The organism is Haloferax profundi, from assembly GCF_001469865.1.
In the GTDB taxonomy this organism is placed as follows: Archaea; Halobacteriota; Halobacteria; order Halobacteriales; family Haloferacaceae; genus Haloferax; species Haloferax profundi.
The window spans coordinates 1-22344 of record NZ_LOPV01000044.1; the positions used below are offsets into that span (position 1 = coordinate 1).

Annotated in this window: 20 protein-coding genes; 10 read left to right on the forward strand and 10 right to left on the reverse strand. The window is 62.8% G+C overall.

The annotated features are described in order from the left end of the window. Positions 1-112: 112 nt before the first annotated feature. A complete protein-coding gene (locus tag AUR66_RS02535) occupies positions 113-1021 on the reverse strand; it encodes an MBL fold metallo-hydrolase (protein WP_058570950.1) in 909 nt (302 codons plus the stop codon). 147 nt (positions 1022-1168) lie between these two features. Here AUR66_RS02535 and AUR66_RS02540 point away from each other — a divergent pair, with 147 nt between their 5' ends. Then, entirely contained in the window at positions 1169-2737 is a 1569-nt protein-coding gene (locus tag AUR66_RS02540) for an SLC13 family permease (protein WP_058570951.1), read from the forward strand. A 108-nt stretch (positions 2738-2845) separates the two neighbouring features. After that, complete coding sequence (gene serS / locus AUR66_RS02545) at positions 2846-4231, forward strand: serine--tRNA ligase (protein ID WP_058570952.1); 1386 nt, start codon at positions 2846-2848, stop codon at positions 4229-4231. A 47-nt stretch (positions 4232-4278) separates the two neighbouring features. Here the strand turns inward: serS and AUR66_RS02550 are convergent, their stop codons facing one another. Together AUR66_RS02550 and AUR66_RS02555 are read right to left on the reverse strand one after the other, a co-directional pair. Then, positions 4279-5940 (reverse strand): PhoX family protein, encoded by a 1662-nt coding sequence (locus AUR66_RS02550; RefSeq protein WP_058570953.1) that lies wholly within the window; start codon positions 5938-5940, stop codon positions 4279-4281. A 137-nt stretch (positions 5941-6077) separates the two neighbouring features. After that, complete coding sequence (locus tag AUR66_RS02555) at positions 6078-6425, reverse strand: nuclear transport factor 2 family protein (RefSeq protein ID WP_058570954.1); 348 nt, start codon at positions 6423-6425, stop codon at positions 6078-6080. A gap of 122 nt (positions 6426-6547) precedes the next feature. Between AUR66_RS02555 and AUR66_RS02560 the strand changes: the two genes are divergently transcribed. Beyond that, positions 6548-7045: a DUF367 family protein gene (locus AUR66_RS02560; RefSeq protein WP_058570955.1), complete on the forward strand. Its 498-nt coding sequence runs from the start codon at positions 6548-6550 to the stop codon at positions 7043-7045. Between the two features lie 20 nt (positions 7046-7065). Here AUR66_RS02560 and AUR66_RS02565 read toward each other — a convergent pair whose 3' ends face one another. Next, the gene (locus tag AUR66_RS02565) at positions 7066-7428 is read right to left on the reverse strand and encodes a DUF5518 domain-containing protein (protein ID WP_058570956.1); all 363 of its coding nucleotides are present in this window, start codon (positions 7426-7428) and stop codon (positions 7066-7068) included. 181 nt (positions 7429-7609) lie between these two features. Here AUR66_RS02565 and AUR66_RS02570 point away from each other — a divergent pair, with 181 nt between their 5' ends. After that, positions 7610-8635: an NOG1 family protein gene (locus AUR66_RS02570; RefSeq protein ID WP_058570957.1), complete on the forward strand. Its 1026-nt coding sequence runs from the start codon at positions 7610-7612 to the stop codon at positions 8633-8635. Between the two features lie 108 nt (positions 8636-8743). Here the strand turns inward: AUR66_RS02570 and AUR66_RS02575 are convergent, their stop codons facing one another. Continuing rightward, positions 8744-9484: an SIMPL domain-containing protein gene (locus AUR66_RS02575; RefSeq protein ID WP_058570958.1), complete on the reverse strand. Its 741-nt coding sequence runs from the start codon at positions 9482-9484 to the stop codon at positions 8744-8746. A 108-nt stretch (positions 9485-9592) separates the two neighbouring features. Next, positions 9593-10897, reverse strand: a complete 1305-nt coding sequence (locus AUR66_RS02580) for a TIGR00341 family protein (protein WP_082682101.1) — start codon at positions 10895-10897, stop codon at positions 9593-9595. Between the two features lie 251 nt (positions 10898-11148). On the opposite strand from AUR66_RS02580, the gene AUR66_RS02585 reads away from it, so the two are divergent. The 3 genes from AUR66_RS02585 to AUR66_RS02595 are packed head-to-tail and all read left to right on the forward strand — an operon-like array spanning position 11149 to position 17070. Further along, positions 11149-14397, forward strand: a complete 3249-nt coding sequence (locus AUR66_RS02585) for a tubulin-like doman-containing protein (RefSeq protein ID WP_058570959.1) — start codon at positions 11149-11151, stop codon at positions 14395-14397. Continuing rightward, the gene (locus AUR66_RS02590; protein ID WP_058570960.1) at positions 14384-15949 is read left to right on the forward strand and encodes a hypothetical protein; all 1566 of its coding nucleotides are present in this window, start codon (positions 14384-14386) and stop codon (positions 15947-15949) included. The genes AUR66_RS02585 and AUR66_RS02590 overlap by 14 nt, the downstream gene beginning before the upstream one ends. Next, a complete protein-coding gene (locus AUR66_RS02595; protein WP_058570961.1) occupies positions 15946-17070 on the forward strand; it encodes a hypothetical protein in 1125 nt (374 codons plus the stop codon). Before AUR66_RS02590 ends, AUR66_RS02595 begins: the two co-directional genes overlap by 4 nt. On the opposite strand, the gene AUR66_RS02600 is transcribed toward AUR66_RS02595, so the two are convergent. After that, positions 17047-17760, reverse strand: a complete 714-nt coding sequence (locus tag AUR66_RS02600) for a 5-formyltetrahydrofolate cyclo-ligase (protein ID WP_058570962.1) — start codon at positions 17758-17760, stop codon at positions 17047-17049. The genes AUR66_RS02595 and AUR66_RS02600 overlap by 24 nt on opposite strands. Positions 17761-17897: 137 nt before the next feature. Between AUR66_RS02600 and AUR66_RS02605 the strand changes: the two genes are divergently transcribed. Next, the gene (locus AUR66_RS02605) at positions 17898-18383 is read left to right on the forward strand and encodes a GNAT family N-acetyltransferase (RefSeq protein ID WP_058570963.1); all 486 of its coding nucleotides are present in this window, start codon (positions 17898-17900) and stop codon (positions 18381-18383) included. A gap of 17 nt (positions 18384-18400) precedes the next feature. On the opposite strand, the gene AUR66_RS02610 is transcribed toward AUR66_RS02605, so the two are convergent. Further along, positions 18401-19063 (reverse strand): helix-turn-helix domain-containing protein, encoded by a 663-nt coding sequence (locus AUR66_RS02610; RefSeq protein WP_058570964.1) that lies wholly within the window; start codon positions 19061-19063, stop codon positions 18401-18403. Positions 19064-19447: 384 nt separating this feature from the next. Between AUR66_RS02610 and AUR66_RS02615 the strand changes: the two genes are divergently transcribed. Then, positions 19448-19777, forward strand: a complete 330-nt coding sequence (locus tag AUR66_RS02615; protein WP_058570965.1) for a DUF7344 domain-containing protein — start codon at positions 19448-19450, stop codon at positions 19775-19777. A 192-nt stretch (positions 19778-19969) separates the two neighbouring features. Next, positions 19970-20587: a GTP-binding protein EngB gene (engB, locus tag AUR66_RS02620; protein ID WP_058570966.1), complete on the forward strand. Its 618-nt coding sequence runs from the start codon at positions 19970-19972 to the stop codon at positions 20585-20587. Positions 20588-20610: 23 nt separating this feature from the next. Here engB and ddh read toward each other — a convergent pair whose 3' ends face one another. Both ddh and AUR66_RS02630 read right to left on the reverse strand, forming a co-directional pair. Then, positions 20611-21537, reverse strand: a complete 927-nt coding sequence (gene ddh, locus AUR66_RS02625) for a D-2-hydroxyacid dehydrogenase (RefSeq protein WP_058570967.1) — start codon at positions 21535-21537, stop codon at positions 20611-20613. An 89-nt stretch (positions 21538-21626) separates the two neighbouring features. Beyond that, positions 21627-22344, reverse strand: a 718-nt coding sequence (locus AUR66_RS02630) for a DUF3179 domain-containing (seleno)protein (RefSeq protein ID WP_058570969.1), incomplete at its 5' end; no start/stop codon positions are given.

Here is a 22344-nt window from a genome sequence, read left to right on the forward strand (position 1 = left end):
TGCGTCGCGCCAATCCATATCCTGTTAGTAATGATTCAACATTTAAAACTATGCACGTTGAGTCGGTTGAATGCCCACAGTATCGAGGAAGGACGTCGGAGACGCCGATTTTCTACTCGTCGTCGCCGATGTAGTCGAGGTACCCGAGGACGCCGCGGGTGTTCAGTCGCTCTTCGTCGTGGGCTTTCCGCACGCCCCACACCTCGTCCATCTGCGTGTGTTCGACGAAGTGCTGGATGACTGCCTCGTCGTCGCCGAGTTCGTCGCGCTTCTGGCGGATTGCTTCGACCCACTCCACGAGGACGCGCTTGTACTCCTCGGCGAAGTCCTTCGTGTACTCGTGTGGCCCGAAGTGGCCGAAACAGAGCGTCTCTGGCTCGATAGCTTCGATAGTCTGCACGTCGTCGAGCGCCTTCTGGAGGTGGAACTGCGCCGGTGGCGAGGTCTGACGAAGGGTCTCGGTCTTCGGTTCCCAGATACCCATCGCGTCGCCGACGAACAGGACGTCGTCGCCGTCGTCGTGGAACATGACCTGATGCGGCGCGTGGCCCGGTGCGTGATAGACGGTGAGCGTCCGGTCGCCGAGGTCGATTTCGTCGCCGTCGGTGAGTGGTTCCACGCGGTCTTCGTCTATCGGAAGCGGGTCGTCGTAGAAGCGCCACTGGTCTTCGACGGCGGCCTTCGTGCCTTCGACGAGTCGCGTCGGGTCCACGAGGTGCGGCGCACCGATTTCGTGTGTCATGACGGTGGCGTCGGGATATCGCTCGGCGAGATACCCAGCACCGCCGGCGTGGTCGAGGTGGACGTGCGTCGGCAGGATGTATTCGAGGTCGTCGACGCCGACTTCGTCGAGCATCCCGAAGACGTGTTCGCGGTCCGCGGCGATGCCCGTGTCGATGAGCGCCGGTTTCTCCGCGTCGATGAGGAACACCGACCCGTACTTCTCGACTTCGTACATCCCTGTATCGACGTAATAGACGTCCGTGCTGTTCGGCACGGGTTCGACGTCGCCAATGGCCATAGTTGACGGCCGTCGTGGGGGAGCAAAAGCGTTCGGTCGGCGTCTCTCTCCCGACCTGCTCGCTCCGCATTCTGTTCACTGTGCTATCACTTCCCTACCGCATCGAAAATAATTAAGTATGATTACCATTAGCAATAGAGTGTATCAATGATACGCGGCTTCACGAAGACCTCTCGCGGCAGAATCGTAGTGTTCGCGTTCGCGCTCGTCGCGTCGCTCGCACTCGCGTTCGGGCCGTCTCTCGAGGGGCTTTCGACGAGAGGACAGTACGCATTGGCCACTATGGTATTTGCGGGAACGCTCTGGGTGACCGGCGCACTCCCACTTGCGGTGACTGCTCTGTCTATTCCGGTGATGCTCACCGCTTACGGTGTGTACGGCGACATCGACCCTGCGCTGGCGGGGTTCGCCGACCACCTTATCTTCCTGTTCGTCGCTGGCTTCATGCTCGCGAACGCGTTGCAGAAGTACAACATCGACCGCCGCATCGCCCTGTGGTTGATGGCAGTCATGGGGTCGTCGCCACGGCGACTCATCCTCGCCATCATGCTCGCGACGGCGTTCCTGTCGATGTGGGTGTCGAACACCGCGACGACGGCCATGATGACGCCCATCGCACTGGGCGTCCTCGCGCAGGTCCTCGGCCGCAAAGAGGTGTACGACGCCGGTGCCGACAGAGACGAGTTCTCGAACATGCAGGTCGCGACGCTCCTCGGGACGGCGTACGCCGCCTCGGTCGGTGGCGTCGGCACGCTCATCGGCACGCCGCCGAACGCCGTCGTCGCCACGCAACTCAACGCGTTGCTCGGCTACGACATCGGCTTCGCAGAGTGGTTGCTCGTCGGCCTCCCAATCGTGGCTATCACGCTCCCACTCGTCTGGTACCTCCTCACGTTCCGGTTCTTCCCGCCAGAAATCGACGACGTGGAGGGTGCCCGCGAGCAGGCGCGTGAGTACCTCGCAGAAGAGGGGGCACTCTCACCGCGGGGGCGTCGCGTCGCATACATCTTCGCCGCCACGGCCGGTCTGTGGGTCCTCGGAGGCCTCGACATCATGTTCGAAGGTATCCTCTCGAAGCCCGTGTTCAACACCCTGTTCGGGACGGGTGACGGGATGACGCTCCTCGGCGTCGCCGGTCATCAGGGCCTCCTCTACTACGTGATGGTCGGGATGTTCTCGATTCCGGCGCTGGTCCTCGCGGACACGATGGAGTGGGACGAACTCGCCGACATCGACTGGGGGACGATTCTCCTCTTCGGTGGCGGCATCTCACTGGCCGACGCGTTCGCCTCGACGGGCGCGACGAAGTGGCTTGCCGAGGCCGTCTTCGGGTCACTCACGGGCGCACCCATCGTCCTCGTCGTCGGTGCCGTCGTCCTGCTCGTCATCTTCCTCACGGAGATGACCTCCAACACCGCGACGGCGACCATCGTCGTTCCAGTCCTCATCGGTATCGGTGGTGTCTTCGCCGCGACGCTCGGTCTGTCTGACGTTGCTGCCGCCGTCTTCCTCGCCGTGTCCGGCGCAATCGCCGCCTCCTTCGCGTTCGCGCTTCCGGTTGCGACGCCGCCGAACGCCATCGTCTTCGGCAGCGGTCACCTGAAGCAGGCGCACATGATGCGCGCCGGGACCGTCCTCAACCTCGTCATGACGGGCGTCCTCACGGTTCTCATCTGGTTCCTCTTCCAGTTCGTCTGGCCGATGTTCCTCTGGTAATCGGTCACACGATACGACTTCTCACACGCTCTTTTCCTCGCACACGGGGCCGTCGACGCACTCTGTGATGCGATACGATTTTGCCGCCGGCCGGGGAACCACGAATCAATGATTGACAGACAAGTGCTCCGCGACGAACCGGAGCGAATCCGTGATGCACTCGAGGCACGCGGGATGGAGGACGTGGACCTCGACCACATCCTCGACGTGTACGACGAGTGGCGCTCGCTGAAAGCCGAAGGCGACAATCTCCGACACGAGCGCAACGAGGTCAGCCAGAAGATTGGAACCCTGAAGCAGGAAGGCAAAGACGAGGAGGCCCAGGAAGCCATCGAGCGCTCGGGCGAACTCAAAGACGAACTGCAAGAACTCGAAGAGCGCAGCGCGGACCTCGAAGCAGAACTCGACCAGGCACTCCTCGAACTGCCGAACATCCCGAACGAGTCGGTCCCCCTCGGCACGGACGAATCGGACAACGAGGAAGTCCGTCGCGTCGGATTCGACGACCTGCGCGAACTCCCCGACGAGGTGACGCCGCACTACGAACTCGGCGAGCAACTCGACATCATCGACGAGGCGCGCGCCGCGAAGACGACGGGGTCGGGCTTCTACTTCCTCAAGGGTGAGGGCGCGATGCTCGAACACGCGCTCATCCAGTTCATGCTGGACGTACACCGCGAACAGGAGTACGTGGACCTCTTCCCGCCGATTCCGGTCAAGACCACGTCGATGGAGGGGACCGGCCAACTTCCGAAGTTCGCCGAGGACGCCTACCGAATCGGCGGGTCGGAGACCGAGAACTACGAGGACGACGACCTGTGGCTCTGCCCCACCGCCGAGGTGCCGGTCACGAACATGTACCGCGACGAAATCCTCCTGAAGGACGACCTGCCACTGAAGCACCAAGCGTACACGCCGAACTTCCGGCAGGAGGCGGGTGAACACGGAACCGAGACGCGCGGTATCGTCCGCGTCCACCAGTTCAACAAGGTCGAACTCGTCAACTTCGTCGACCCCGACGAGTCGTACGACCGCCTCGAAGCCCTCGTCGACGAAGCGGCCGAGGTTCTCGACCGACTGGGCCTCCCGTACCGCGTGCTCTCGCTTTGTACCGGCGACCTCACGTTCGCGTCGGCGAAGACGTACGACCTCGAAGTGTGGGCACCGGGAACTGAATCGGACGACAGTCCCGACGGCATGGGTGGCCGATGGCTCGAAGTCTCGTCGGCCTCGAACTTCGAGGACTTCCAAGCCCGTCGCGCAGGCCTTCGCTACCGGCCCGAGCGCCACGAGTCGGCGGAGTACCTCCACACGCTCAACGCCTCGGGCACCGCTGTCGGCCGCGTGATGGTCGCACTCCTCGAATACTACCAGAACGAAGACGGCACCGTCGACGTGCCGGAAGCGCTCCAACCCTACATGGGTGGCCGCGAAGTCATCGAAGGCCACGAACCCGTCGGCGAGGCAGCAGTCGGCGCAGGCAAGAAAGACTGAGTCGCCCGCTCCGACGCTTCTTCTCGTACTCCCGCTTCTGTCTGCTGTTACTCGGTTCCCGGGTCGAACAGCCAGAGCATACTCGGTTGCCGGAGCCCAGAGTCTTCGCCGACGATGACCCGGCCGTCGGGCATCACGACGAGGTTGTCCGGGTTCGAGAGGACGTGCGAGTCGTCGCCGTCGTCGGTGGAACACGACTCACACACGAGGCCCGACGGCCCACCGACGAGGGCCGGTTCCATCCGGTTCACGTCGTAGTCGTCGCCGAGTTGCATCCGATAGACCGCGCCGTAGTCGTTCTGTTCGACGTCGATGTGGTCTCGCCCATCGACCATCGCCTCGTTTATCTCGGCCATCGCGACGTAGGCGTACTCTCCGGGTTCGACGCCCGCGCGGGCGTTGACTCCCTCCATCTTCCGGAACTCGACGGTGGCACCCAGTGCGCCGGCGGCCTTTCGTGATTCGAGGAACGCGACTCTGTCGTCGCTGGCGTCGCCGTCGGCCCACGCCTGAATCTCCGCGTCGGTGATGTAGGAGTTCTCCTCGTCGGCGTAGTCGTCCTGCGTGATGCCGTCGTACTCGGCAATCCACGCCTCGATTTGGTCGTTCGTCCCGTGGGCGAGTCGAACCCACTCGATGTCGAACCCGGTGGTGGCAACGTCGCGACTGTCGTCTTGCGTCACTGCCGCGGCGAAGAGCGTCCCTGCCGAGAGGTCACCCGGTTCGTCGGCGATGAACTTGAAGAAGGCCGTCGCGACTTCGTCGTCGGTGAGGTAGACGGTTCGCTCGTCGGGCATCACGACGGCGTTCTCGTGTGCGAACCGACCCATGCTGAAGTGCTTGACCGGCGTCGGTGAATCGGCCTTCGGGTCGGTTATCTCGACGATGTAGCCGTAGCGGTACGGATTGGGGTAGTACCCGAGGTACTTCGCGAGGTTCTCCACGTCGTCTATCGTCTCGAAGGATGGGTTGTTCCACTCGCGAGTGTCGGCGAACATGAGTTCCTCCGAGGAGAGCGGTGTCCCCCACGGCGAGACGGTGCCGAAGCAGTTGAACCACGTCCCCTCGACGGGTTCGAAGTCGAGATTCATCCCGTCGACGACTTCCCAATCGCGTTCGCCCGATGGGTCTTCGAGGTGTAACCGCGACACCATCCCGGGGTGGTCTTCCCAATCGGTGAAGAGGTAGCCCTCGGTGTCGCTCACGGGAATGAACCCGTTGAAGTCGGGGTTGATCGCGGAGGTCAGCGGTTCACCGTCGGGCGAGAAGGGGACACCGAGCGCTCTCGCGTCGCCAATCTCGTCCCCGCCGTTTGCGAGGACTTTGTACTCACCCACGGCGGTTTCGACGGACTTCGACGGGTCGTCGGGGACCGAGACGCTCTCGAAGTCGAACGGGAGGGAGTTCATATCGTACTTCGTGACGACGCCGACGGCACCCGTGGCGAACGGGGGGTCGTTCCCGTGGTCCGGGTGCTGGACGTTGAAGAAGAAGTGGCCGTCGTCGCTGAGAAACAGTCCAGTGAACTCGGCGCCGGTGACGTTCGTCGCGAGACGTCGAAGGGATGGTTCGCGCGGTGGCCTCGGTGTCGCCGTCGTCTCCGTGGCAGTCTCCCGGGTACTCGTGCTTGGAGATGTCCCGCCACACCCCGCGAGCGACGCTGCCACGGCAGTGGCGACGAACGCTCGTCTCGTGAACTTCTCGCGCATCTCTTCTATATTGGTTGCATCACTGATAGATGTGTGGCCGAAATCTCAGACCGAACGACACTTCGAGACGGTGTCGCGGCGAACCGACCAGCGTCAGAGTTGGCGAGTGACTGGTGGAGAACCGATCGCCGAGGGATTCAGTTCGGCGAACGGATAAACGTCTTCAACTCCGCAATCTTCCCATCTCGGGCACGGAACCGGTCGAGGAAGACGAACAACTCGTCTCCCGTACTGTCTTCGAGGTGGCCGCGAACGACGATTTCGTCGTCGGACTTCGACTGGATGTATCGGTCGATGACGTGCGTCGTGTCTTTTCGGGGTCGGTCGTCGCGCATGAACGAGACGAACTCGTCGCGCCCGTCGAGCGTCATGTCTCCCCGATGCTGGACGAAGTCCGGGTCGAGCAGGTCCGTGAGCGCGTCGTACCCGTGTTCGTCTACCGCCGTGTAATACTGCCGCGCCAGATACGTCGCGTCGGGGTGCACGGGTTCTCTTCGTGTCCGAGTCAGAAGAATCCGACGCCGGAACTGGATTTCTTACGGTCACGATGGTCGCTTCTGCATCCCGCCTTCGAGACGCTTTTCTCACACACCCACGTACCCCGAGTGTGGACCTGCACGTTCGATACGAGGGTGACGACGACCCGAAGAAGTGCACGGCGAAGAAACTCGAACGGTTCGACATGGCGGCCCTCCACGGGTCGGACCGGGCGACGCCGTACGGAGTCGTCCTCAACCCGCACGCCGACAAAGCGCTGTCGCCTGCCGACAAGGAGACTGGCGCACTCGTGGCGCTCGATTGCTCGTGGGAGTCGGCCGGGGAAGCGATGTTCTCGCTCCCCGGTGAACACCGTGCACTCCCGTATCTCGTCGCCGCCAACCCGGTCAACTTCGGGCGCCCGATGCAACTGACGACTGTCGAGGCGTTAGCCGCCGCACTCGTCATCTTCGGCGAGAAACCGCAGGCCGAGGAGATTCTCTCGAAGTTCCGCTGGGGGCACACCTTCCTCGAACTCAACGAAGAACCGCTCCGTCGCTACAGCGAGTGTGCAGACTCGACAGACGTCGTCGAGGTGCAACAAGAGTACCTCGATATGGGCGAGTAACCGCCGACCGAATCCTGCGTTCAGCCTTTCACCCACGCCCCGAGTGCCCCCGCCAGTGCGCTGTCGATGGCGAAGACGAGCGTCAGGATAATCCCGAGGACGAACACGCTGACACCACCGAAGATGCTCCCGAGTGGGCCGCCGACAAACCCGATGACGCTGCCGAGAAGCGCCAGTAAGATACTGACGACGATACCGGAGATGGACCCAGCGACGAGGCCGTTCCACGCGCCGTTGCCGAGTGACCCGCCGGCGAGGTAGCCAGTGGCGAAGCCACCGATGAGGCCGGCACCGATTTGCCCGATAATCGGGAGGGTGAGCCCTGCAGACCCGAGGACGAGGATGATGACGAACCCGATGGTGACTGCCTTCCAATCGACCATACCCTGAGGTACCTCGTCATCACGTAAGAACCTCGTGGCGCACACGGTGGCCTCACCCATCGACGACTGGTGTCTCCGACGGTGCCGACCCGTGCGGATGACCTGCACGGCTAATTCGCGTCACGAGGCGGCGAAACCCAAACAAACGCGCTTTTACGCCTCGACCTTGTAGCCGACTGCAATGATTTTCGAGTCTCTCCCGACCACGCCCCGGTCGGACGAACTCATCGACAAGGCCTTTTCGCGGGCCGCACGCTCGGGGCGAGCGAAGCAGAACAAGTTGGAGGCTCAGCAGTCGATGCTCCAGACGGCGTCGAACATCCTCTCGGACAACCTCGAGAACGTCGTCGTCGAGTGGCCGGACTTCGAACTCGTCGACCCGTTCTACGGTGAACTCGCCGATGCCGTCGTCGCGCAGGCTGTACAGGGCTATACGACGGACACCGGCGAGACGATAAACGGTGTCAACGCTATTCGGAAGAGCCTCTCCGAAATCATGTGGGCCTCGCGGCAAATCGACAACCTCGCCCGTGAGTACCAGCCGAAACTCCGCAAGACGGACGCCGACCTCGCGCGGAAACACCGCAAACAGGCGTTCGCGCGTATGGCGAGCGTCGTCGAGGAAGTCGAAGACGACCTGCTCTTCATCGGTGCGGCCCGTGACGCCCTCAAGAACCTCCCCGACATCCGCCCCGACGAACCGGCCATCGTCGTCGCCGGCTATCCGAACGTCGGGAAGTCGTCGTTCGTCAACGACGTGACCCGCGCGTCGAACGAGATTGCTCGCTACCCGTTTACGACGAAGGGCGTCCAAATCGGTCACTTCGACCGCGAACGCATCCGCTACCAGATTATCGACACGCCCGGCCTCCTCGACCGGCCGGAAGACGACCGAAACGACATCGAGCGGCAGGCCGTGAGCGCCATCGAACACCTCGCGGACGCCGTCATCTTCGTCGCCGACGCGAGCGAGGAGTGTGGCTACCCCATCGAGTCACAACTCGAACTCCGTGACGCCGTGAAGGCGCGATTCGAAGAGCGCAACATCCCGGTCCTCACCGTCTGCAACAAGAGCGACCGCTCGACGGACATGGACGCCGACCTCTACATGAGTGTCGAGACGGGCGAGAACGTCGACGCCGTCCTCGACGCCGCCGCGGACGCCGTCGGGTTCGACCCCGACATCCCGCCGTCGCGGAACGAGTAGGCCGTCTTCGGAGGAGTCGGCTGTCTGATTTTTGGTTCGAAGAAGTGGAGGGCCGAATCGGGTTCGATTCGGTCAGCGGGTCGGAGGTTCGTGGCTCGTCCGGTCAGTCTACTCTGCCGTGTAGACCATCTGAACCGTCGCGGAGACGGTCACGGGACCGGGCGTGAGTTCGGTCGGTGCGCCGGCACTGGTAGTGCGCGCGGCGTCTTCAGCGTACGCGACGGGGTACGGTCCCGGCGAGTACCCACCGCCGACGTTGGCAGTGTGGACACCGGTGATTTCGAGGTTGGCCGCGGCGGCGACGGTGTCGGCGTCAGCCTTCGCGGATTCGACGGCGTTCGTCAGGGCTTCGCTGCGGAGTTCGGCGCGCTTCTCGTCGGTGAGCGTGAAGAACACGCCGCGAATCTCGTCTGCGCCTGCGCCGACAGACAGGTCGATGACCTCTCCAGCGCGGTCAGGAGCGACTTCGACGGTCAGCGTGTGGGCGGCGCGATAGCCGACGAGTTCGCGTTCCTCACCGCCGTAGTCGTACTCGGGGTAAATCTGGAATCCAGTGCTCTGGATGGCGTCCTCGGCGATGCCGGCGTCCGTGAGGGCCGTCCGAACGGCGGCAACGTCGTCAGCGACCATACCACGCGCCTCGTCGGCGGAGTCGGCCGTCGCAGTCACGGCGATGGTGACGACGGCGAGGTCAGATTCGGCGGTGACTTCGCCAGTTCCGGTGGTCGAGATGGTCGTCGCGTCTGTGCCATCCGAACTTCCCGGCGTCGTCTGGAGCGGTGCAGAGAGACACCCGGCGAGCAAGACGAGACCCGCGATGAGGAGTGGGGCGATGATGCGTCGTTTCATACTCTCTAGAGGACAGATGAGATATTCAATCCGCGTAAGAGACAAAGAACGATTGTACCTATCGAACGCGCCCGTCTCAGACTGCGAGTACACGCACGCTGTGAGTCACTACTCGGAGACGGCGACGTAGCGGACTTCGACGCTCACTTCGTCCGCCGCCCACGGCGAGAGGGGGTCGGGTGCGACTTCGTTCACCCGTTCTGTGAGGACTGACTGGACGTCGGGTGGGTCGGTCCACGGGTCGTGCCCGACGGTGACGACGACTGCCTCGGGTTCCTGTAGTGGTCCACCGTCGTGCCTGACGTCGAGTGCCAACAGGTGGGCGTCGGTGTCTGCGAGCACGTCTTCGATGGCGTCCTGTGCGTCGGCCTGGAAGCCAGCGTTCCGGTAAGTCGTGTACGTCACTGCCCCGAGGAACGACGACAGGACGAGCAGTCCCATTCCGAGGGCGGCGATGCGGAAGATGGTGGTCCGCCGAGCGTCGCTCTGGCGAATCCAGCGCTCCGGGCGGTACCCCTGTTGCCAGAGGACGCCGATGGCGACGAAGTTGACAGAGAGGATGTTCACCAACACGAGAATCGCCGACCCGACGACTGCTTCTGGTGCGCCCCACGCGAGGCCGATACCGACGACGGCCGTCGGCGGGACCAACGCGGCGGCAATCATGACGCCGACGAGCGCCGTCGAGACACCCGACGAGAGGGAGATTGCGCCTGCTGCACCGGCACCCAACGCGATTGCCAGCGAGAGGATGTCCGGTGCGAGTCGTTCGTCGACTTCGGGAATCGACAGCACTTCACCGACCGACAGCGGGACAGCGCCCGTTCCCTTGAGGAGGAATGCGAACAGGGCGGCCGCACCGACGGCCAACATCCCACCGAGCGCCTGTAACCGAACCCCTCTGAGGAACATCTCGTCGTCGTCGACGACGGTGCCGACGCTCGCGGCCATCGCGGGACCCACGAGGGGCGCGATGACCATCGACCCGACGACGACGGCGGGTGAATCGAGGAGCAAGCCGGCGGTGGCGACGATTGCCGAGATGACTGTCATGACGACGTACGTGGGCAACGACGGGGCGAGGTCCGCTGCCTTCGACGCCAACTCTTCGCGCGCGATTCTGTCGCCGTTCTCTTCGTCGTTCTCGTACTTCTCGACCAGTGCGTCGAACCGCTTCGACGCCACTGTCTCGGCGTTCACGACGACGGTGTAGGCGTCGCGTTCGATGCCCGCATCCCGCAATCGCTGTAAGACTGGTTCGACCGCTTCCTTCGGAACTGGGAAGGTGACGACGGCGACGAAGTCACGCCCGGAAGACTCGTCAGAGACGGCGTAGTCGACGCCCTCCTCGTCGAGCGTCCGGAGGACCGTCTCGCGTTTACCTGTCGGCACCAGCACCTGTACGAGTCGCACGCTCCCACGTCGCTCCCGGTGGCCAAATAAGCAGGGGGCTGAGTCGTGGCGGTGCCGTTCGCAGCGCTAGCTACCGGACGCTGGCGGAATCTGTCCGACTCTCGGCGGGACGCTCCCGTCCTCGCGAACTTCGGTCTGACAGAATACCACGTTCGAGATAGTGTCACGGTACTTTTTCAATAGTAAAGTGTAATTCCGAAAGCAGTGAAAAAAGATTAACATTTTGACACGACCATCGTCTGACCGACACTATGAACGTTCCCGATAGAATCTTCGCAGTCGGGGGTGCAGGGAAACAACTCGCGTTCGAGTTGCTCGAGACCCAGTGGGTCCTCGAAGAGATACTGAAACCCCGAGGAACGCCACTCGAGACGAAGGTCACGATTATCGATAGTGCGGAAGGAGAGGCGACGGGTGGCGACCGAGGTGGTGATTGGGAACGAGTCGACGACATCAAACGCCGCATCCGTCGTATCCAAGAAGCGTATCGAGACCAGGACGACCGGCACAGACCCGGCCGAATCGACGTCGACTACAAACTCCTCACCGAGAACATCCGACTCAACCGCCAACTCGATATGGTCGGTGACGCCGAAGTCGAGCGAATCACTGCCGGAAACGGCATGGACCGGGAAGATTGGTGGTTACGCCCCGCCCACATCAACGAGAATCTGGACTTCGCCAAAGGCGTCATCCGAAAACGTGGGTTGAGCAAGGCGCTCTATTACAAGGCCTACGCGGAAGACGACATCGAGGCAGTCGTCGACCTTCCCGAGAAGGGTGAAGTCGCGATGCTGGTCGGACTGGGCGGTGGGACGGGTGCCGGACTCCTCTTGGACCTCGTCGAACATCTGAAGCGGGAGCAATCGACCGCCGAAGTCACCCTCTTCGGTGTCCTCCCGAACAACGCCGAGGGGGAAAAGGAGAACGCCAACGCCTTCGCGATGCTCTCGGAACTCGAGTACCTCTCGCTGTCGGGAGCAGACCTATTCGAAGACCAGATTCTCTTCTCCATCGAACCGACGTCCTACGGCGGAAAGGCCGACCAGATGAGTCCGAGCGTGGACTACCTCAAGGAGTTCGACGAGGCGTTCGTCTACTCGCTCCTGTTGTACTACAACCGCCAGTACTACCTCGAAGAGTCGTTCACGTCGTCGCCGTACGCCCCGTTCACGGTGGCAGTCCCACACCTCGTTCGGTACAACACCGAGGCGATAGAGGAGTTCCGCGCCACCGTCGGCGACTACCTCGACCAGAAGTCGGAGTCGATGAGCGCCGAGAAGCGACTCTACGACGAGGTCAGTGCGTTCCTCGACACCCACTACCCCGAGTCGTCGGGCGAACTCAGCGACGAAGACAAGGTCGATTTGGAGCGCCGTATCGCTCAGTTGGAGACGCTGATTTCGCTCGAACTCTTCGAGGACCTCGATTACGAGGTGACCTCCGTGTTCCGGACGGAGGTTCTCGACTCGGCACGGGCCGAACTGAGCGCCGACGAGCGTGAAGAGGGCCACGCGCTGGACACGATGATAGACATCATGGTCGGGTCCGTCGAGGCCGGGGCACTCGAAAACGCGGATTCGAGTTCCGAGGAAGTCCTCGTCGCCGACGTACTCCGCGAAGACGTGGTCCTCCTCGGCCGCAGGAAGCAGATTCTCAAACGTCTCAAAGGCGTCTCCGACCCGAAGGTCCGCGACGCGCTGGAGTACCTCGTGGGCCTCCGCGAAGGGAACGCAGGTGCGAAATCGACCCAACTGAGCGGTGAACACCAACGCGCACAGACGGCCCGAAAACAAGCAGAGTCGGAACTCCACGAGACCCGTGAGGAGTTAGACGAACTCCGCGCCGAGCAGTCCGAGCAAGTCGAACGGAAGACCGACGAGTGGGTCGCGGCAGTCAAAGAGCAGTTCGACGGACTGGACGCACTCGAATCGAGACCACTGCGGCGGGATATCGAGACGCTCCGGTCGAGTCTGCAGGACTTCCGCAGACGAGTCGAGCGCGCGCGCTCACCGGACGAAGTCGAGGCCATCGACGTGACCGAAATCAACGAGGCACTCGCCGACGTCGAAGACGACCTGCAAGCGGCCGAGGTGTACCTCGACGCGTCCGACGTGGTCGACTCGGTAGAGATGGCGAAGAAGGCGCGAATCGCCCACTACGGTATGTACGCAGACCAAGGTGTCTCGAAGTACCTCCCGTGGGAGTCCCAGCGCGCCAAACAGCGAAAGAGCGACGAAAAGCAGTTCAGTGCACAGCGGGCACAACTTCGGAACAAGAGTCTCCCGGTCTTCGAAGTCACCGACGACGGCGGCGAGTTCACCTGTACGGTCCGATTCGACGGGCAGCAACTCCTCGACCAGGTCGAAGAGCGCCGCGAGACACTCCGCTCGGAGATTCTCTCGACGTTCGACGAGACTGTTCCGTCCCCGCGTCCGAGCGAACGGGACCGTATCGCCGACCACGTCGAGAACGGGAGCAGTCTCGAAGAGATTCGCGCAGTCGTCGAGGAGGCGCTCGAACGCGAACTCGCCGACACCGGCAAACTCGAATCGCGCGTCGAGGGCATGGTGGCGACGGTAGACGAACGGCGTGCAATCGAAGAACTGTACGCCGACGCGCAGAACGCCGTCACCGAGTTGAACACGCACACGGAGGCGTTCACGCGCAACCTCGACGCCTACCAGCGAGGAATCAAATCGCTCGACGAGACGAACCCACAGCAGACGGCCGTCGAAGAGGAGTACACCTTCCGCAAGCACATCCAACCACACAACATCTTCCTCGCGACGGGTAACAGCGGACTCGCCGAGAGCGACGTGCTCGACAACCGTAAGGAGAAACAGCAGTTGGCCGGCCACGTCGACGAACTCGCCGACAAAGCGCGCTCGACTCAGTACTGCGGGTTGCGCAAGCGGAAGTTGATAGCGGACCAGCGTCGGTACGACGGCATCGACGTTCACGTGGGTCTCGCCTCGGAGGCGTCACTCCACGGCATCGTCGACCTGCAGTCGCCCTTCCAGAACGCGTTCGAACTCGACAACTCCCAGTACGGCCAGTGGGAGTGCGACTTCGGCGGGGCGTGGGAGATTGGGATGACGTCGTTCATCACGGGCGTCTTCCTCGACAACCTCCGACTCATGGTCGGCCCGGAAGGGTACGCCGAGAAGTACTACGAATACGAGTCGAAACTGGGCGACGACATCCTGATTCACCACGCGTACGGTCTCGAAGACGGGAACTTCGTCCGTCGAAAGTCGATGTTCAACGTCGAGTACACCGACGACGTGCGGACGTTCCTGCAGAGTGACCCAGAGGTGACGTCTACGCTCCTCGATTCGTTCGAGCGAGTGTTGATAACCGACCCGTCGTCGGACGAGCAGTTCGACGGCGACATCGAGGTACAAACGACGACGCTCACCGACGGCGACAGTACCGCTGCGAACGCGACTGGCGTCCCAGACGAAATCGTATCGCTCGAAGACGATGGAGACGATTGAGACACGCACGCCCGACGCGCGTTCGACACCGATTCGGGAGCGACTCGGTGCGTTCACCGACAACCACGAGATGATTTCGGTGGTCGCGTACTTCCTCGTCGTGGTCGGTGCGTCGGCCATGCTGGCACCGATGCTCGGCCTCGCGTGGGAGTCCAGAGGACTCGCGTACCGTCTGGTGTTGATTCCGGTCGACCTCGGAGTCCTCAGTCTGGCGTCGTTCACCGTCCTGCTCCTCGGCGTCTGGTGGGGTCTCGTCGTGCTGTTACTGCTGTTCGACACCAAAAAGCGCCTCCAGGGGTTGTTCCTCGTCGTCGGAACACTCACCGCACTCGTCGGACTGTGTCAGTTCGGCCTCGTGTGCGGGAATCTGAACCTCTCGGGCAACCTCGAATGGTTGGGGGCCGGACTACTGGTGGGTGTCCTCCTCGGTGGTCTTCGGGACATCCCCGGCCTGCTCGAAGGCAGGAAGACCGAGTTCCGCGACGCTGCCCAGTGGGTGTTCTATCTGGGGTCACTCCTCGTCGTCGTCGGGTTTCTCGAAGCACACGTCCAGTATCCACTGCCGATACTCGAGTCGTCGGCGTCGGTCGACAGCGGGGTCGGACTCGCCGACCCCGCCGGTCGAAACCTCCTCGTGGACGCGGCCCTCACCAGCGTCTTCGTCGTCACACTCGGGCGGTTCATCGAGTACGACGCCGAGACGAACTTCTTCGTCCTCGGCCCGTCTCAGTCCGGGAAATCGCTGTTGATGCTCGGTGCGTACTATCAGGCGACCGAAGGCGTCACCAACGAGATGGACCCCGTCCCGAACAGCGAACTGTACCACCTCCTCGGTGAGGTGGACGACAAACTGATGCGCATGTCGGGGTCGGGAAACAGTTGGTGGCCCATCCCTGGAAACGACCTGGACGAATCGACGCGCCTCGGATTCGAGTTCGTCCACGGAACTGCGTTTCCGAAGAACGTCGAGGTGCAGACCGTCGATTACGCTGGTGAGTGGCTTTCACTCGTTCCCGACATCATCACGATGGACGACGCGCAGTTGCGCGAGTACGTCGACGCCGAGGGGTTCAACGTCGACGCGATGGAGGACATCAAACACGGCGTCGCCGCCGCGGACGTGTTGGTCCTCACCATCGACGTCGAAAAACACGTCACGGGCCAATCACTCGACATCGGAACGTACCACGAAATCGTCGAAAAGACGGCGGGGAAGACGGTCCTCCTCGTGGCGACGAAGTGTGACCTCCTCGTCGAACCGTTCGAACAGGAGACCGGTCTCGACCCGTACTCCGCGTTCGACGACTTCAGCGAGTACGTCGAACGGACGCTCACCCGGCGCGAACAGGTGCGTTCCCTCGTCGAGAGAGCGACTGGGTCGACGATTCACCCGGTGTGGTTCGAGACCCGACCGGCGTCGTACGAGGCGGACGGCGACGGTGTCGACGGTGGAGAAGAGCGAATCCATCGCGTTCCGTCGCTAACTGCGGACGGACACCTGGTCCCGGTCGGATTCGACCGCCTGTTGGACTACTTCGGCCGAGGACGATGACCGACCTCGAGATATACGACCGATTCGGCGACCCAGTGATGGGCGACGGTCCGACCGAAGACCGATACGAACGGTTCGACCGCAAGGAAGTCCTCCTGTACGCCGACACGACGGGGGCGAACCCCACACTCGTCTGCGCGTTTCGGGCCCACGACCGGCCCGGCGGACGGTCGAACCGATTCTACGCGACGTTCAGCGGCGACGACGTCGAGTCGCTGTTCGTCGCGTGTCGGCAGGCAATCGAAGACCGGGTAGACGAACTCGGGTGGCGACTCGACACGACGTCCGACAACGACCGGGTCCACACCTTCCTCGCTCTCTCGGAGGTGTCTTCCGAAGACGTCACACTCGGCGACCAGCGTGAGTACGTCTCGCACCTGCTTCGGACCGGACGGCACGCCGATTTCGAGACCCGAGACGTTCGGACTGGCCTCGCGGTGGTGAAACAGATTCTGCAAGACGAACGCCTCCGTGGGTCCTTCGCAGTCGGGAACAACGGACGCGTCCCCGAGACGGACGACGCACTCCTCGTCGTCACTCCCGGTGGGACCGGTTCGAGTCCACTCCGGCCACTCGGCACGACCGAATCGGCACTCGAATCGGCCCGCGAAGAGTGGGAAGAACGACTGGCCGACGACCGTCTCACGGAGATTACTGAGACGGTGACAGCGAACGTCCGCGAACTTACTGAACGGACGTCGCTGAGCGACGACGACTTTCGGGACAGACTCGTCCGCGAGGTAACCCGGGCGTTCGAACGAACAGGCGTCGGTGTGCAGGCGATTCGAACCGACAGACTCGAAGAACTCGAACGCGAACGAGACGACCTTCGACACGAGTTGTCCCGAGCGAACTCCTCCAGAACCGCCGGGCGTTCGGGGTCGCACTCGGCCCGCACCCGCGCCGCGTTCGTGGTCGTCCTGTTGCTGTTAGCTTTCGTCGCCGGTGCGATTCTCACGTCGATACTCGGCACTGTGCCACTCGTCGACGAACTCGTCACCGTCGGCGGCAGTGTCCTCCCCACCGACTTTCTCTCTGCCAGTCTCTTCGCCGGTCCCACGTCGGTCACGCTGGCGAACCGAAGGCCCCCGCTGTCGCTAGTCGTGACGGAGTCGTCGTAGTACCGGCATCTCGGCGAGTTGCTCGTCCGAGAGGGCCGACCAGTCGATACCAGATGGCCGCGGGTACGGCGTCTCGGTTCGAATCGTTCGCTCTGGCGTGACGACGAGGTCCATCGGCACGTCGTGGTCGTCCGGTTCTGGGGCGTCGTCGCGGACCTGTCTCTCGTGGACTGTCGTGACGACGGTGGTCGTGTCGTCGACGGCACCGAGACCCTGCAAGACCGCGTATTCGAGGTCGCTGAACCCTTCGCCTTTCCCGATTCGCGCGCCGTCTTCGGTGACTGCGACCGACCCCGAGACGACGAGGTCGATTACCGGGAGGGATTCCGGGCCGACTGTGTCGGCGTACTCCTCGACGTGCGACACGGTGGGTGCACTATCGAGATGGTCGTCGTCCAGACGACTGGGGTCCAGTTCGTAGAAACACTCCTCGTCGCGGAGGCGGGGGACGGCCATGTAGACGGTCTTGCCTTCGCGGAGGGCACGTCGCCGAACCGGAAGTTGCGGTGAATCCGGGTTCGCCTTCACTGTCGTCGCGGTGGTCCACGCAGACGTCTCGGCCAGTCGCTCGGCCGCGACGTTCGCACCGTCGAAGTTCGGGATACGACCGTGAGGCGGAAACGGGAACCGGGCGACACCCGACGTTTCGAGTTCGTCCCACACCGCGTCCCGGAGGTCCGATTTGTCCATCTCGGTGTCGTCTCTGGCCCGCATCGAGGAAAGGTCCTCGCCTCGCTCACCAGAGATTTTTCTCCGATTGCGAGTTATTTTCTTTGCACGAGCTATCTGCACGAAACAATTTTGCGAGTCCTCCACGAATAGTGGGTATGTTCGTCCGGACTGCGAGAGAGACCGACGTATCGGACATCGCGCACATCTGCGCCACGGGGTGGCGTGACGCGGGGAGTGGGGAGTCCGCACGAGACGAGACGGCGACACTCGTGGAGACTCGGGTCGACGAGAAACGACTCGCGCGTGACGTCCAACGGACGGACGGTGACCACGGGTGGGTCGTCGCCGTCGAAGACGATACTGTCGTCGCCGCCGGTGGCGGTAGACTCACCGACGACGCGTCTGGCGAGGTCTTTTCGCTCCACACGCACCCGGAGGTACATCGTGCCGAGGCCGGGAACGCGGTTCTCACGACACTCACCGCACAACAGGTCGTCGCAGGCGCGCGCCAGCAGTGGGCCTGGTGTCCGGATGGTGACGACGAGATGCTCTCGTTCTACAGAGAGCAGGGGTTCGAAGTCGTGGCCTCGGTCGGCACAGACGACGCTCCCGAGTCACTTCGACTGGTCAGGCGTATCTAACTCTGGCCCCACCGAATTCAGTCTAAGTCTGCTGCCGACCGGGACAGTAGGACCTTCCGGAGGACGGTGTCTGCGCCGCGCCGGATGCGTTCAGACGCGGCCTGCGGACTGATGCCGAGTTGTCCGGAGACTTCTTTGAGTGTGGTTCGTCGCGGCACCTCGAAGTATCCCTCAGACACGGCTGTGACGAGCGCTTCCTGCTGTTGGGGTGTGATGTCGAACGTGTAGACACCCGTCTCTTCTTCGACGAGGGTGTAGATGCGTTCGACGTGGAAGTCGATTCCCTCCTCCTGACAGAGGTTGTGGAACTCGGTGAGGCCCGCGTGGTCGTTGAAGCGGAGTCGGAAGGACCACGGGGTGTTCCCGTGTGCTTCGAGGATTGTCGCTTCACTCTCAGTGAGGATGGTAGTCAGACTCGAGACAGTTTCCCCCCAGTAGACGTGGTAGAGCACGCGATCTCCGACCTTGGCGACGGCCTGGAGTTCCTCGACGATACGATTCTCACGGACGGCCCGTTCGAACTGCTCGAAGTTAGAGCCCTTCGCCCAGAAGAAGGGCATGATGTCATCCCCGGTCGGGACGACACGCTCGAGTTCGATGTGCATGCCTCCAGCGATGGACGTCACTCGACCGAGGTCGAAGTCTTCAGAAGAAATCGTCAACTCAGCAACTACGGCCATCTCACCCCGAATTCTCGTTACAAGGTCTTGAACCCTCTGTTCATTCCCAGTCGTGACCGGCGTTGACGCGCTCAAACGTTCGCCCTCACTTGAACGGCCGGAGTGTGAAAGCACAACGAGGGTATGATTGTACTAGTGATTAGTTGGTGGGGAAGTGAGCGTGACTACACACAACTCTCGACATCTGTACGCTATCCAGCAGTGCCGTGGGGGCACTCCAGCGTACACGCTGTCGACTGGAACTGTCTCGCGAGAGACTCGACAGAAGGTGGTGTCTCCGAGGAATCCCTCGCGAGATTCCGTGAAGACCGCCCAGCGGCGCTTTGATTCGGCGTCTGCCGAGCGCCCCGTGGTCCCTGCGATAGCCCAGTGGGGACGATGACGATGGCGGCGACTCCTTCCCCTCGTCTCGACGATGCGTTCGACGCCCTCGGAAACATCCATCGGCGACGGTTGTTGATGGACCTCTGTGAGGGTGACGTCGGGCGCCTTGGACGAGCAACACAGGTCGTTGCCGACGGTGGTGATGCCGACAACGAACAGTTGGAGGTGGAACTGTACCATCTCCATCTCCCGAAACTCGATGGCGCGAAGTTCATCACGTGGGACCGCGAGAGCGGTGCTATCGAACGCGGGCCGCGGTTCGACGAAATCGAACCGGTGCTCCGCCTGTTGGACCGAAACGCCAGCGAATTACCCGAAAGCTGGGTGTGACGACTCGGTCGTAACCCACCACACGCCCCGGGGTGACATGCTGTGGAGGCTGTCGCCTCCGAACCGTGTGTTCTCGACGAACGAAACGACGAGTGGCGAGGCAGTGTTTTTGCAGTCCGTGACCCCGCTGACTATCGTGTCGCACCGAGTCGGTTCCGTCTCTCTTATCTGTCGTGATGGCGAAGCCTCGGTATGTTCGAAGACCGACCGAATCGCGACGAAATCGTTCTCGTCGGCCGGTCGAACGTCGGGAAGTCGACACTGATGCGCGAACTGACGGGTCACGACAAGTTCACGACGGGCAAGAAACCCGGCGTCACCCGCAAACCCAACCACTTCGACTGGAACGCAGAGAAGTTCATGTTCACGGACCTCCCCGGGTTCGGGTTCATGTCCGGCGTCGACGCCGACACCCGTGAGGCAATCAAGACGGACGTGGTCCGCTACATCGAGGAGAACGCCGACAACATCCTCGCGGCGGTCCTCGTCGTCGACGGCAAGAGTGTCATCGACATCATCGACCGTCACACGACAGAAGACTCCATCCCGCACGACGTGGAGATGTTCTACTTCCTCGACGAACTCGACGTTCCGACCGTCGTCGCGGTAAACAAGATGGACAAAGTCGACGACAGAGACGAACGCCTGAACGAACTCTGTGACCGTCTCGGGTTGTTCCCACCGTGGAAGCAGTGGCGAAACGTCGTCGCGCCGATTACCGCCAAGCGCGGTGATATCTCGAACCTCGAGACGGCGCTCCGCTCGCACCTGCACGAACAGGGCCGCGACGACCTGTTCAAGTTCCTCTGAACGGTCGATGAGGCCGTTCCCGATTAGACGACGCGGTTCGTAAGCGCCTCGCCGGCGGCTATGTTCTCGACGTTCTCACGGACGAGCGTGGCGATGTCTTCGTGGTACTTGCTCGTCGCCGCGCTGACGTGAGGCGTGAGGACGACTTCGTCGAAGTCCCACAGCGGCGAGTCTTCGGGGAGTGGTTCGTCGTCGAACGCGTCGAGCGCAGCACCCGCAATCGCCTCGCGCTCTAACGCCGCAACGAGGGCCGCTTCGTCGACGACTGGCCCACGCGCCACGTTCACGAGATACCCGTCGTCTCGCATCGTCTCGAACTCCGGTTCGGCAATCATCCCCTCCGTCTCCGGGGTCAACGGCGTCGCCAACACGACGAACCGCGCGTCACGAATCGCTTCGTGCAACTGGTCGGGCGTGTAGACTGTCGAGACGCCGTCGACTGGTTTGCCGGACTGGCGGACGCCGACCACGTCCATGTCGAGGGCGGCGGCACGGTCGGTGACTCCCTGCCCGAGTGTGCCGAGGCCGACGACACAGATGCGCTCGTCGCGGAGCGTGAACGGTTCGTCGTACCGTGGGCGCGTCCACTCGTGGTCGTGTTGTGCGTCGCGGTAGACGTGGAGTCTGCGCGCGAGCGTCAGCAGATAGCCGATGACCGTCTCGCCGACCGTCGTCCCGTGGATGCCTGTGCTGTTGGTGAGGTACGTCCCTGCCTCGTCGTAGACGCCGACGGGGAACTCGTCGTATCCTGCGCGGATGCAGTGGACCCAGTCCGCGTCGATGAAACTGTCCCGGTGGCCGAACGACACGACGGCGTCGCCGGGTCCGAACTGCTCGTCTTCGTCGACGAGTTCGACCGGCACGTCGAGGTCCGCGAGTGCGTCGAGAAGTCGCTGTGGCGGCATCGCGAGGCCGACAGACGGGTCGACTGCGAGGCGTTCGATGTGCATGAACCCGGGTCACGCTGACACACGAAGGAACTTGCGCCCTCGGCGCTGGTCTCCGGTTTCGACACCGAGTGTGTCGCGACGCGACTCGGTTACGCCGTCTTCGACCACGGCGGGGGAAGGAGTGCGTCGGTTTCTGGGTGCGCTTCGCGCCACTCACCCCACGTCGTCACTGTCGACGGGAGGATACGCATCTGCTCGCCCGACTGCGACCCGCAAATCGCCTTCGCGAGTAGCTGACTCCAGTAACTCCCCGTCTCCTCGTCGTAGAGGACGAGATTCCCCGAGTTCCGGACCTCTGCCTCACCGGACGACGCAGATGCACCGAACGTCCGGCCCTCCTCGACGCTGGCGAACCCGTAGACGGCGGGCGGTTGCCAGAGGTGCCCAGAGACCTGAAACACCGCCTCCGTGCCGTCGACACGACGCTCCGCAACCATCCCTGACTGGCAAATCGGGCAGTAGGTCACGAGTACCGGGTCACCGCCGAGGGTGTCGTTGACGACTTCGTGCCACCAGAGGATAGAAAGCGGGTACGCACGTGCCGCGCCGTTTCGCTCCACCCCGACGACGTACGCGTCTGCAGAGAGGCCCGGCCCAACCTCGTAGCCGAACCGATACTTCGCTGCGACGCCGAGTCCGTCCCAGTCGGGACCGACCGCCGGGTCCAGAACCGCCTCGATGCCGATGAACGGGTTCGGTGGGTCGCCACAGACAGTTCCCGGGAAGCCGTGAATCACCGTCGAGTCCGGGTTTTCTGGAGCAGGAAAGCCCGCTATCGGCGGCCGGATATCCCCGCCGGTACACCCG

Coding starts and splice junctions, on each gene's coding strand:
- AUR66_RS02570 (WP_058570957.1), top strand. CDS start 7,610: ATGATTTTCGAGTCTCTCCCGACCACGCCCCGGTCGGACGAACTCATC.
- AUR66_RS02550 (WP_058570953.1), bottom strand. CDS start 5,940: ATGCGCGAGAAGTTCACGAGACGAGCGTTCGTCGCCACTGCCGTGGCA.
- AUR66_RS02610 (WP_058570964.1), bottom strand. CDS start 19,063: ATGGCCGTAGTTGCTGAGTTGACGATTTCTTCTGAAGACTTCGACCTC.
- serS (WP_058570952.1), top strand. CDS start 2,846: ATGATTGACAGACAAGTGCTCCGCGACGAACCGGAGCGAATCCGTGAT.
- AUR66_RS02605 (WP_058570963.1), top strand. CDS start 17,898: ATGTTCGTCCGGACTGCGAGAGAGACCGACGTATCGGACATCGCGCAC.
- AUR66_RS02600 (WP_058570962.1), bottom strand. CDS start 17,760: ATGGACAAATCGGACCTCCGGGACGCGGTGTGGGACGAACTCGAAACG.
- AUR66_RS02540 (WP_058570951.1), top strand. CDS start 1,169: ATGATACGCGGCTTCACGAAGACCTCTCGCGGCAGAATCGTAGTGTTC.
- AUR66_RS02595 (WP_058570961.1), top strand. CDS start 15,946: ATGACCGACCTCGAGATATACGACCGATTCGGCGACCCAGTGATGGGC.
- AUR66_RS02590 (WP_058570960.1), top strand. CDS start 14,384: ATGGAGACGATTGAGACACGCACGCCCGACGCGCGTTCGACACCGATT.
- AUR66_RS02575 (WP_058570958.1), bottom strand. CDS start 9,484: ATGAAACGACGCATCATCGCCCCACTCCTCATCGCGGGTCTCGTCTTG.
- engB (WP_058570966.1), top strand. CDS start 19,970: ATGTTCGAAGACCGACCGAATCGCGACGAAATCGTTCTCGTCGGCCGG.
- AUR66_RS02565 (WP_058570956.1), bottom strand. CDS start 7,428: ATGGTCGATTGGAAGGCAGTCACCATCGGGTTCGTCATCATCCTCGTC.
- ddh (WP_058570967.1), bottom strand. CDS start 21,537: ATGCACATCGAACGCCTCGCAGTCGACCCGTCTGTCGGCCTCGCGATG.
- AUR66_RS02535 (WP_058570950.1), bottom strand. CDS start 1,021: ATGGCCATTGGCGACGTCGAACCCGTGCCGAACAGCACGGACGTCTAT.
- AUR66_RS02585 (WP_058570959.1), top strand. CDS start 11,149: ATGAACGTTCCCGATAGAATCTTCGCAGTCGGGGGTGCAGGGAAACAA.
- AUR66_RS02615 (WP_058570965.1), top strand. CDS start 19,448: ATGGCGGCGACTCCTTCCCCTCGTCTCGACGATGCGTTCGACGCCCTC.